Genomic DNA, 11817 nt, shown 5'->3' with positions numbered 1-11817 from the left:
CGTCCCACCCCCGGGTGGAGCCCTGCCGCGCGACCGCTCCTGATCGAGCGCCCCCATCCCCCTCCCAAACCGGAGAGCAGCAACGATGCCGCCCACCCGCGAACTGCTGGACCTGGCGCGCCTGCACGGCGTCGCCACGCACTACACCACCGACCTCGGCCGCCGGATCGACACGTCCCCCGAGACCCTGCGCGCGGTGCTCGCCGCCCTCGGCGTCGACGCGGCGGGACCCCGCGCCGTACGGGCGGCCCTGGCCGAACGCCGTCACACCCTGGCCGAGCGGCTGCTGCCGCCCACCGTCGTGGTCCGGGCCGGACGCCCGCCCGCGGACCCGCTCGTCGAGTCCGGCGCCGAGCTGTGGGTCGAGACCGAGGACGGCCGCGGCCACCGCGTCGACTCCCCGGGCAAGGACCTGGCCGACTTCCCCATCGGCCGCCACACGCTGCACGCGACCCACCGCGGCCGTGCCGCGTCCGTACCGCTGTTGATCGCCCCCGAGCGGCTGCCCGGCCCGGCGCACCGGGGCTGGGGCTTCCTGGTTCAGCTCTACTCGGTGCTCTCCCGTCGCTCATGGGGCATGGGCGACCTCGGCGACCTCGCGGACCTGGCGGCCTGGGCCGGTGCTCTCGGGGCCGACTTCATCCAGCTCAACCCGCTGCACGCCTACGTCCCCGGTCCGCTGCCCGATCCGTCCCCGTACCGCCCGAGCAGCCGCCGCTATCCCGACCCGATGAACCTGCGGATCGATTCCGTTCCCGAGTATGCCGCACTGTCCCCGGCCGACCGGGAGACCGCTGCACGCCTGACCGCCCGGGCCGACCGCCTGCGCGCCGACGTACTCGCGGGCGGCCTCATCGACCGCGCGGCCGTGCGCGAACTCAAGCTGAAAGCACTGGCGTTGATGCACTGTGTGCCGCTCGCCCCCGAGCGGCGGGCCGCCTATCGAAGGTACGTCGACACGGAGGGCCCGGGGCTGCGGGACCACGCGCTGTGGTGCGCGGTCGCCGAGGTCCACGGCCCCCACTGGCGCTCCTGGCCCGCTGGACTGCGTAGCCCCGACGGTGCCGGAATCGCCGCGGCGGAAGTCCAGTTGGCGGACCGGATCGACTTCCATCGCCGGCTCGCCTGGCTGGTCGACGAGCAACTCGCCGAGGCGCAGCACGCGGCGATGCGGGCGGGCATGGCCGTCGGCCTGATGCACGACCTGGCGGTCGGCGTCGACCCCGAGGGCGCGGACGCGTGGCATCAGCAGCGCTTTCTCGCCGAGGGGATGACGGTGGGCTGCCCGCCCGACGACTTCAATCCGCACGGACAGGAGTGGGGGCTGCCGCCCTGGCGCCCGGACACCCTCGCCGAGGCCGGATATGCGCCCTTCGCCGAGGTACTGCGCGGCACGCTGCGCCGTTCCGGCGCACTGCGTGTCGACCACATCATGGGGCTGTTCCGGCTCTGGTGGGTGCCCGCCGGAGCCGGGGCGGGGGAGGGCACGTACGTCCGCTACGACCACGAAGCGCTGCTCGGCGTGCTGGCCCTGGAGGCGTACCGGGCCGGCAGCATGGTGATCGGCGAGGATCTGGGCACCGTTGAGCGGGGCGTGCGCGAGGAGTTGGCCGACCGGGGCATCCTCGGCACGTCCGTGCTGCGCTTCGAATACCTCGGCGGACCGGAGGAGCGGTCGGGCCCGCTGCCGCCCGAGCGGTGGCGCGCCGACTGCCTGGCCACCCTCACGACCCACGACCTGCCCAGCACGGCCGCGTGGCTCGACGGCGCGCACGTACACCTGCACGAGCACCTCGGCCTGCTGGCTCAGCCGGTGGAGGAGGCGACGGCGGCGGCGGAGGCCGAACGCAAGGGCTGGCTGGCCGAGTTGGACCGAGTCGGAGCATGGGACACGGGACACCGGCCCGCTGCGGCGCCGTCGGATCCGGCCTCGGCGGACCCGGTTCCGAACCGGGAGACCCTGGCCCTGCACCGCTTCCTCGCCCGCACCCCCGCGAAACTCCTCGGCGTCTGGCTCCCCGACACCGTGGGCGACCGGCGCCCGCAGAACCTTCCCGGAACCTCCGACGAATACCCCAACTGGCGGCTCCCGATGGCCGATCCGGCCGGTCGCCCCGTCACCCTCGACGACCTTGGCGAGCACCCCGGCCCCCGTGCGGTGGCCGAGGTCTACAGCGACTTGAAGACGGCCGTCCCGAACAGCCGGATAGAACAACCGAAATGACTTGCAGAAAGATTCTGCAAGTCATTGCCAGGGAGAGAACGCCCTGCTTGACTCACCTGCCGACAGGCGCAGTTGACGCAGCGCCGAGCCGAGAGGAACACCCATGAGCAGCCGCGAGATCGACGTCCTCGTCCTGGGAGGCGCGGGCGTGGACACGATCGTGTACGTCCCAGAACTGCCGCTCCCGTTCGCCGACAGCTACATGATCCGGCCCGGCATCGAGACCCGGGCGGGCCAGAGCGGGGACTTCGTCGCGCTCGGCGTGCACGCCCTGGGCCTGCGCACGCACCACCTCGACATGATCGGCGACGACCACGAGGGCGAGCTGATCCGCGCACTGCACCGCGACCGGGGCATCCCGCTCACCGGCGTCCTCCAGCCCGCCGGCACCAAGCGCGCGGTCAACCTCGTCGACCCGCAGGGGCGGCGGTTGTCGCTGTACGACGAGAGCCGCTCACGGGAGGCGGACCGTCTGCCCGAGGAGACGGTCCGGGCACTGGCGGGGGCGAGCCGCCACGCCCATGTCGTCATCACCTACCCCTGCTCCGACGCGCTGCCCACCCTGCGGGAGGCCGGGGTGACCCTCTCGACCGACCTGCACAACTGGGACGGCGTGAATCCCTACCACGAGCCGTTCGCCTACGCCGCCGACGTGGTGTTCGTGTCCACCACCGCGCTGGCCGATCCGGAGCGGACGATGCGCCGGATCAAGCAGCGGGGCCGGGCCGAGGTGGTCGTCGCCACGGCCGGGGCGGACGGCGCGTATCTGCTGACCGACGGCGAGATGACCCACATCCCGGCGGTCACGCCCGCCGCGCCCGTGGTGGACTCCAACGGCGCCGGCGACGCCTTCGCCTCCGGCTTCCTCCTCGGCTGGCTCGCCGGGGAGCCGCCGCTGCGCTGCGGCCTGTACGGCGCGGTGGCCGGAGCCTACGCCTGCACCGTCCCGTCGACGCGGGCCGATGCCATCGACCGCACCGAACTCCTCGCTCAGATCGAGGAGTTGGAGTCGGTGGGCGTCCCCGCAGTGGGAGGGCGCGAGTGAACGCCCCTTCGGGAATGAGCGGTTACGACGTCGTCGTGCTCGGCGGGGGAGTGGCCGGCTGTGTGCTGGCCGCCCGGCTGAGCGAGGACCCCGACAGGTCCGTATGCCTGGTGGAGGCCGGGCCGGACTACGGTGCGCAGCCGCACGCGTGGCCGCAGAAGGTGCTCAACGCCCGTGCGCTGCCCCGCGACGACGTATGGGAACGGCACACCGCCGTGCACCGCATCCGGGCGCGGATCCTCGGCGGCTCGTCCTGCGTCAACGGCTGCTGGAACACCTGGGGATCCGCCGCCGACCACGAGGAGTGGGTGCGCGCGGGCGGGCCGCGCTGGTCCGCCGCGGCCATGGAGCACCATCGACAGCGGGCGGTGGCCCAGATGGGGCTGCGCGAGGTGCCGGAGCACGAGTTCTCGCTCTGGGCCCGCGCCGCCCTCGAAGCCGCCGCGGAACTCGGCTACCGGGAAGTCGACATGGCCGCCCCCGGCCGTCCCGGATACGGGACGCCGCTGATCAACGCGGTGGACGGGCTGCGCTGGAACGCCGCCTTCGGCTACCTCGGCGGAGCACGGCAGCGGCCCAACCTCACGATCCTCGCCGGGGCCACGGTGGACCGGCTGACCGTCCGCGCCGGGCGGGTGCACGGCGTCGACCTGGACCTCGACGGCCGCCGCGAGACCCTGGCCGCCGACACGTACGTGGTGGCCTGCGGCACCTTCGGATCGCCCGCGCTGCTGATGCGCAGCGGCATCGGACCCGCGGACCACCTGCGCGAGATCGGCATCCGCGCCGAGGTCGACCTGCCCGGCGTCGGGGCGAACCTCAGCGACCAGCCCGGCGTCTTCGTCCCCCTGGCGCCGACGGCCGAGCTGAACGCGGCGCTGGCCGCGAAGGAGGTGTCCGAGAACCTCTATGTCAGCCGGATGCTGATCAGAGCCGCCAGTGAGCTGTGCCCGGAGGACTCCTGGGACCTGCACATCCTGCCGTCCGCGGGCGACCCCCTGTTCGGCGCCCTGCCGGAGGGGCAGTACGAGGCGGGAATCTCCGCCTTCCTCATGAAGCCCGCCGCACGCGGTCGCGTCCGGCTGCGCTCCGCCGACCACACCGTGCCCCCGGAGATCGACCCGGCGTTCCTGACGGACCCGGACGGCCACGACCTCGCCGTACTCCGGTCGGGCCTGGAGATCGTCGAGGACCTGGCCGCGTCGAAGGCGTTGCGGCCCCTGGCCGGCGCCGTGCCGGGACATCCGTCACGGGACCTGTCGGACGACGAGATCCGGTCCCGCCTCGGCACGTACTGGCATCCCGTGGGCACCTGCGCCATGGGCCCCGACGACGACCCCCGAGCCGTGGTCGATCAGGAAGCCCGGGTGCGTGGGGTGTCGAACCTGCGGGTCGTCGACGCCTCCGTCCTGCCGACCGTCCCGGCCGCCAATACCCAGCTCCCGGTGCTCGTCGCCGCCGAAATGCTCGCGGACGCGATACGGGCCGACGGCCGATGACCGGGCCCGATCACAGGCATGGAGAGAAGCCGATCACACGCATGGAGAGAAAGGGAAGCGGCATGTCAGCAGAGGCCGGGCCGCGCGGCCTCCGAGCCCTGTACGGCTGCATGGGCCTCGGCGGCGGCTGGGACCGCGCGCCGTACACCACCGACGACATCGTGCACGCCGAAGCCGCGATCGAGGCCGCGCTGGAGGCCGGATTCACGGCGTTCGACCTCGCCGACATCTACCGGCACGGCAAGTCCGAGGCGGTCTTCGGCGAGGTACTGTCCCGCGCGCCGGAGCTGCGGGAGCGGATCGTCGTGCAGACCAAGTGCGGCATCAGACTTCCCGACGGCGACCGGGTGGGCCGCTACGACCTGCGGGCGGCGAGCATCACCCGGCGCGTCGAGGAGAGCCTCGGCCGGCTGCGTACGGACACGATCGACGTACTCCTGCTGCACCGCCCCGATCCACTGGCCGCCCCGGAGGAGATCGCGAAGGCGCTCACCTCGCTGCACGAGCAGGGCCTCGTACGGCACTTCGGCGTGTCCAACATGAGCGGCGCGCAGATCGCCCACCTCCAGGACCGTCTCGACGTACCACTGGTCGCCAACCAGCTGGAGATGAGCCTGGGCCGACGCGACTGGGTGGAAGCCGGCGTGCTGGTGAACACACCGGCCGCCGCGGCGAACGGCTTCCCGCACGGGACCCTCGAGTACTGCTCGGCCAACGGCGTGGCCCTGCAGGCCTGGGGACCGCTCGCCCAGGGCCGCTACACCGGACCCGAACCGACCGAGACCGGCGAGCTGCTCCGCGATCTCGCACAGCGCAAGGGCACGACCCCGGAGACGGTCCTCTTGTGGTGGCTTCAGCGCCATCCGGCCGGCATCGCCCCGGTCGTGGGCACCAGCCACCCCGCACGCATCCGGGCCTGCCGCGACGCCGTGGTGCGTGAACCCGACCTCTCCCACGAGGAGTGGTACGAGCTGTGGATCAGCGCCCGCGGAGCCCCCCTGCCCTGACGTCTCCCAATCCCCTCATTCGTAAGCCCATTGGACGGAGAGACAGAGTGACCGCGAGCACCGCCCTCACGACCGCGACCCAGCAGGGCCTGTTGCAGTCGGCCCGCTTCTACATCACGTTCCGCTGCAACTCGCTCTGCGGCTACTGCAACGTCTGGCAGGACGACAAGTTCAAGGGGTACGAGGAACTCACCCTGGAGCGGGCCCGCCAGATCCTCGACGAGATGTACGCGCTCGGCGTGCGCTACGTCGACTTCACCGGCGGCGAACCGGTCCTGCACCCGCACATCGACGGAATCGTCCAGTACGCCAAGTCGCTCGGCATGGCGGTGGAGATCACCAGCAACGGCATCCGCTTCGCCAAGCACATCGACGCGATCGTGCCGTACGTCGACACCATGAACGTGTCCCTGGACACCCTGCGCCCCGACCGCTACCGGGAGATCCGCGGTGTGCCCACCCTGGACCGGGCCCTGGACGTGATCACCAAGATCGCCGCCACCGGTTCCGGCAACCTCAAGCTGATCTGCGTGGTCACCCGGGAGAACCGCGACGAGGTGGACGACCTGCTGCGCTTCGCCCACGAGAACCGGATCACCATCTACTTCTCGGGGATGTTCGAGTACTTCGACGAGCAGGACACCGTCCGCGACACCAACCGGACGGCACGCAAGCTCAAGCTGATCGAGCAGAACGGCCAACCGCTCGTCGGCGATCCGCAGCGACGGGCCGACCGGATGGACGAGTCGGAGCCGACCGGCGAGGGCATCGCCGCGCAGCTCCTCGGCCTGCTCTACCAGCCGTTCGCCCTGATCAACCTGCACTTCCGCAAGTACATGGAGACCCTCGACCCCACCGCGCCGACCGACTGCTTCGCCAACAAACGCATCCTCACGGTCGGCCCCGACGGGCGCCTCGTCCTCCCCTGCTACCACGCCTTCGACAACTCGCTGGAGTGGGACCGCAGCCTCACCGAGCTGGTCCAGGACGAGGAGTTCCTGCGGGTCCGCGACGAGGAGGTCGGCCACCGCTCGGAGTGCCGCAGCTGCACCGTCTTCCCCTACATCGGGCTCTCCTTCAGCTACCGCTTCGACAAGATCTTCCTCTACCAGGCGCTCTCCGAGGAGATAGCCAAGATCAAGACCCGTTTCGCCAACCCCCTCCACCCCCGCCTGGACCTCCCCCATGACCGGCTGCACCACCGCTACGCGCAGCTGGAACAGTTCATCGACCACCGGCTGCCCACGCCCCAACCCCCTTCGTCCGCTGACCACTTCTACCGCTTCGACGTCACCCCGACCGGCATCCGCACCGAGCTGCTCGCCGGCGAGATCGGCCTCCCCGAACTCCTCAGCGACCACGCCCACGGCGAGTGCTGGGGCATCCAGCGCTCCCCGCACACCTGGATGCGCCTGGTCTACCGCGACCTCGTCCCCGCGCTCAGCGCACTCGTCGACGACGGTCTGCTCGCCCAGAGCGACTACGAGACGACGGTGGCGAGCCTGTACGAGGTTCAACTTGCCTGGTGGCAGGGGTACGCGGCCCGCTACTTCCGTGGCGGAGAGACGCTCGACACGACGGAGTCCGACGAGACGATCGCGACCTTCCTACGACGCACAGCCGACCTGCTGCCCGACGCCCCGCACTCCGTCCGCGTCCGGGAGATTCTGCTGCACGCCGGATGCGTGCTCGGCCTCGCACCGGACACCCTCGGCCCGCTGACCGCCCACGCCCCGTTCCCCGAGGCGGAGTTGCTCGCCAAGCACCTGCTGCTCATCGCCTCCGACGCCGACCTGCCCGGGTACGCGGACCTGCTCCCGGACGCGGCCGCCGAGCCGCTGCGCCGCGTCGCCCAGCAGCCCGCGGCACCCTCCGCCGAGCCCGAGCAGCACGACCCCGAGCTCACCCGGCTCCTCCAGGCCGAGACCACCCTCGACCAGACCACCGCCGTACGCCTCGTCGACTCCCTGGGCCCCCAGGTCCCCGAGCCACGCCGCACCGAACTGACCGCCGCCCTTCTCACCCACGAACTGCGCGCCCCGCACCTGATCCGCCGACGTGGGGCGGAGCTCCGGCTCCGCCGGGCCGACAGCGCACCGACGGCCGGTTCTTGAGACACCGGTCGGCCCGGGTGAGTCCCTCCCGGGCCGACCGGTCCACGGCAGCCGAAACGCCGGTCGGCCCGAAATCAGCCGTGGGCCGACCGGCCGGAGACGGCTGCCCTCCACGAAGCCCGCCCTCCCGCGAAGGGCGCCCGCCTACGCAGCCCACCCGCCTACGCAGCCCACCCGCCCTTGAAAAGGGCGGGTGGGTGGGGGAAACCCCCGGCCGGAGGCCGGGGGTTTCAAAACCTCAGCCGACGTGAACGGAGTCGGTGGCAGCGATCTTCTTCCAGGACTTGGGCTGAGAAACGGCCCCCTTGGCACCCGAGGCCAACGACACCCCCGCGCCCTGCGCCGCAGGCGCCCCCGGCTTGGACGGCTGGAACAGCCATGTGTCGAAGAGCGAGGCGAGCGGCTTGCCGGACACCTGCTCGGCGTACTTCTGGAAGTCGCCGACCGACGCGTTCCCGTACGCGTGCTCCTTCGGCCACCCCTTCAGGATGGCGAAGAACGCATCGTCTCCGACCTCGTTGCGCAGTGCCTGCACGGCCAGCGCGCCCCGGTCGTAGACCGCGATGTCGAACTGGTTGTCCGGACCGGGATCGCCGGGCTCGACCGTCCAGAACGCGTCGTCCGCCGGATGCGACGCGTACACGTAGTCCGCGAGCTCCTGGGTCGTCCCCTCACCCTCGTGCTCCGACCACAGCCACTGCGCGTACCGCGCGAATCCCTCGTTGATCCAGATGTCCTTCCAGCCCTTCAGTGACACGTCGTCGCCGTACCACTGGTGCGCCAACTCGTGCACGACGACAGAGGTGTTGGAGCCGTTCGCGAACTGCCGGGGGCTGTAGTACACGCGGGTCTGGGTCTCCAGCGCGTACCCGGTGGTGGTGTTGGGGACATATCCGCCGACGGAGCTGAAGGGATACGGCCCGAAGTAGCCGCTCAGCCAGTCGACGAGCTCCCCGGTCCGCTCCACGCTGGCGCGTGCCGCGCCGTCGTTGTCGCCGAGGTCCTTGCTGTAGGCGTTGATGACCGGGACGCCGCCGTCCGACGTACCGGTCGTGATGTCGAACCTGCCGACCGCGAGCGTGGTCAGATACGTGGCCTGCGGCTTGTTGGAGCGCCAGTTGTAGCGGGTCCAGCCGAGCCGTGAACTCGTCGACTGGAGCGTGCCGTTGGAGATCGCCTGCGTGCCGTCGGGGACGGCCACCGACACGTCGTACGTGGCCTTGTCGAGCGGATGGTCATTGCTCGGGTACCACCACCAGGCCGCCTCGGGCTCGTCCGCGGCGACCGCCCCGTCCGGAGTGCGGTGCCAGGTCGAGAAGCCGTACGCGCTCTTCGTGGACGGCACCCCGCTGTAGCGGACGACGACCGTGATCGGCGTGCCCTTGGGCAGTGGGTTCGCCGGAGTGATCTCCAGCTCGTGCTGGCCCGAGGTCGCGAACGATGCCTTCGCGCCGTTGACCCGCACCTCGCTCACATCGAGCAGGAAGTCCAGATCGAACCGCGACAGATCCTGTGTGGTGGTCGCCAGGAGGGTCGCCGTGCCCTCCAACTCATCGGTCTGCGGCTGGTACTTGAGCCGCAGGTCATAGTGCGAGACGTCGTATCCGCCGTTGCCGTAGGCCGGGTAGTAGGGGTCGCCGATGCCCGGCGCCCCGGGCGAGTAACTGGCCGCCGATGCCGGGATCGCCAGCAACAGGGAGGCCGCGAGCGCGCCCGGGGCGATGAGTCTGCGGTGCACGTCAAGCTCCAAGTCGTAGAGGCATGAAGTCTGTCCGGAGCCTATTCAGTCCCTGTGGCCCCGGTCATGTCCACGGCCGCCCCTGTCACACGATCGCCATTCGGCCGACATGAGTCATTCCGCCCCACAGACCTTTCACAGACCCTCTTTTGTACGGGAGTTGACCGGGGTACGTTCCGCGCATGCCGATACGCGCGCGCCGTATGCGCTTCACGACCTGGAGATTATTCGCGACGGCGGCCACCGCCGCCCTGATGGCCACCTTCCTGACCCCCGCGGCCGCGCACAGCGCCCCACGGGAGAGCGCCCCCGTCTACTCGTACGACCACGCGATCCGCGAATCCGTCTGGGTGGACACCGGCCTCGACGGCGACAGTCACGGAAAGACCGACCGCGTCGCCGTCGACATCGTCCGGCCCCGCGAACTCGCCCAGCAGGGCCGCAAGATACCCGTGATCATGGACGCCAGCCCGTACTACTCCTGCTGCGGACGCGGCAACGAGAGCCAGAAGAAGACGTACGACGCGAACGGCAACGTCGTCCAGATGCCGCTGTTCTACGACAACTACTTCGTACCGCGCGGTTACGCCTTCGTCGGCGTCGACCTCGCCGGCACCAACCGCTCCGACGGCTGTGTGGACGTCGGCGGACGCTCCGACGTCCAGTCGGCGAAGGCGGTCGTCGACTGGCTGAACGGCCGCGCCAAGGGCTACACCTCGCGCACCGGCGCGGTGTCCGCCAAGGCGACCTGGACCAACGGCAAGACCGGCATGATCGGCAAGAGCTGGGACGGCACCATCGCCAACGGCGTCGCGGCCACCGGGGTCAAGGGCCTCAAGACGATCGTGCCGATCAGCGCCATCTCCTCCTGGTACGACTACTACTTCGCCAAGGGCGCCCCGCTCTACGACTCGGGCCCCGACTGGCTCTCCGACTACGTCGACAGCCCCGACGCCCGCACCAAGTGCGCCGCCGTGCAGCAGAAGCTCGTCGACGAGGCCCCGCGCACCGGCGACTGGACCTCGCTGTGGACCGAGCGCGACTACGTGAAGGACGCGAGCAAGGTCAAGGCGAGCGTCTTCCTCGTCCACGGCATGCAGGACCTCAATGTGCGCACCAAGCACTTCGGCCAGTGGTGGAGCGCCCTCGCCAAGAACGGCGTCGAGCGAAAGATCTGGCTCTCCCAGACCGGTCACGTCGACCCCTTCGACTTCCGCCGCGGCGCCTGGGTCGACACCCTGCACCGCTGGTTCGACCACGAACTCCTCGGCTACGACAACGGCATCGACGACGAGCCCATGGCCGACATCGAGCGTCACCCCGACGCGTGGGTGACCTCCAGCGTCTGGCCGCCCAGCGCCACCGAGACCACGACCCTCCGTCCGGGCGAGGGCACCCAGACGGGCGTCGGCACCCTCGGACTGCGTACCGGCTCCGGCACCGAGACGTTCACCGACAACCCGCAGCTCAGCGAGACCGACTGGGCCGCGCAGATCGACCGGTCGACCCCCGACAAAGCGGGCTTCGTCACCAAGCCGCTCACGCACGACCTCCGGCTGTCCGGCTCCTCCAAGGTGACCGTCACCGCCACCCCGACGACCTCAACGGCCCATCTTTCCGCGGTACTTGTCGATCTGGGCCCGGACACCATCCGCAACTACGCCGCCGCCGGTGAGGGCATCACCACGCTCACCGACCGCACCTGCTGGGGCCCGAGCACGACCGGCGACAGCTCCTGCTTCAAGGCCACACAGGCGAACAAGACCGACGTCGACTACACCGTCTTCAGCCGCGGCTGGGCCGACCTCGGCAACTACGCCTCGGACCAGGGCGTCCCGCTCACCCCCGGCAAGGCGTACACCATCACGCTCGACCTGGCGGCCACCGACCACGTCGTCCCCAAGGGCCACCGGCTCGCGCTGATCGTCGCCGGCACCGACAAGGACCTCATCGACCCGCCGTCGAGCACGCCGACCCTGACGCTCGACCTGTCCCGTACATCGGCCCGCGTCCCGCTGGTCGGCGGCGACGACGCCTTCACCCGGGCGACGGCGGGTGCCACCGCGACGCCGCACACGTCCGTCCTCGACGGCGTACAGGAACCGCGCAGCGCCCTCCGGGTCCCGGGGGCGAGCCTTTGACCTCCTGCTGAGGCCGGTACTCAGGCGGAGGCGGGCTGGTGGGTCCGGC

The 11817-nt window shown here is 70.9% G+C and carries 7 protein-coding genes; 6 read left to right on the top strand and 1 reads right to left on the bottom strand.

The window, feature by feature from the left end:
• Positions 1-85: 85 nt before the first annotated feature.
• The 5 genes from malQ to ACZ4WS_RS02255 all read left to right on the top strand — a co-directional run bounded on the left by malQ (position 86) and on the right by ACZ4WS_RS02255 (position 7889).
• Positions 86-2224 carry a 4-alpha-glucanotransferase gene (gene malQ / locus ACZ4WS_RS02275; RefSeq protein WP_467976341.1) on the top strand — a complete coding sequence of 713 codons (2139 nt, stop codon included), beginning with the start codon at positions 86-88 and terminating at the stop codon, positions 2222-2224.
• A 103-nt stretch (positions 2225-2327) separates the two neighbouring features.
• Complete coding sequence (locus tag ACZ4WS_RS02270; RefSeq protein WP_467976340.1) at positions 2328-3269, top strand: adenosine kinase; 942 nt, start codon at positions 2328-2330, stop codon at positions 3267-3269.
• Positions 3266-4768 carry a GMC family oxidoreductase gene (locus ACZ4WS_RS02265; RefSeq protein WP_467976338.1) on the top strand — a complete coding sequence of 501 codons (1503 nt, stop codon included), beginning with the start codon at positions 3266-3268 and terminating at the stop codon, positions 4766-4768. Before ACZ4WS_RS02270 ends, ACZ4WS_RS02265 begins: the two co-directional genes overlap by 4 nt.
• 62 nt (positions 4769-4830) lie before the next feature.
• Positions 4831-5775 (top strand): aldo/keto reductase, encoded by a 945-nt coding sequence (locus ACZ4WS_RS02260; RefSeq protein ID WP_467976336.1) that lies wholly within the window; start codon positions 4831-4833, stop codon positions 5773-5775.
• Between the two features lie 47 nt (positions 5776-5822).
• Complete coding sequence (locus ACZ4WS_RS02255) at positions 5823-7889, top strand: radical SAM protein (protein WP_467976334.1); 2067 nt, start codon at positions 5823-5825, stop codon at positions 7887-7889.
• A 238-nt stretch (positions 7890-8127) separates the two neighbouring features.
• Here the strand turns inward: ACZ4WS_RS02255 and ACZ4WS_RS02250 are convergent, their stop codons facing one another.
• Positions 8128-9627: a M1 family metallopeptidase gene (locus tag ACZ4WS_RS02250; protein ID WP_467976333.1), complete on the bottom strand. Its 1500-nt coding sequence runs from the start codon at positions 9625-9627 to the stop codon at positions 8128-8130.
• Positions 9628-9809: 182 nt separating this feature from the next.
• Here ACZ4WS_RS02250 and ACZ4WS_RS02245 point away from each other — a divergent pair, with 182 nt between their 5' ends.
• Positions 9810-11768 (top strand): Xaa-Pro dipeptidyl-peptidase, encoded by a 1959-nt coding sequence (locus ACZ4WS_RS02245; RefSeq protein ID WP_467976332.1) that lies wholly within the window; start codon positions 9810-9812, stop codon positions 11766-11768.
• The last annotated feature ends 49 nt before the right edge of the window (positions 11769-11817 follow it).

The sequence above is a fragment of the Streptomyces sp. NPDC029292 genome (assembly GCF_055569295.1).
The sequence above is the reverse complement of the archived record's forward strand: the minus strand, read 5'-3'. Positions and strand labels throughout refer to the sequence as shown.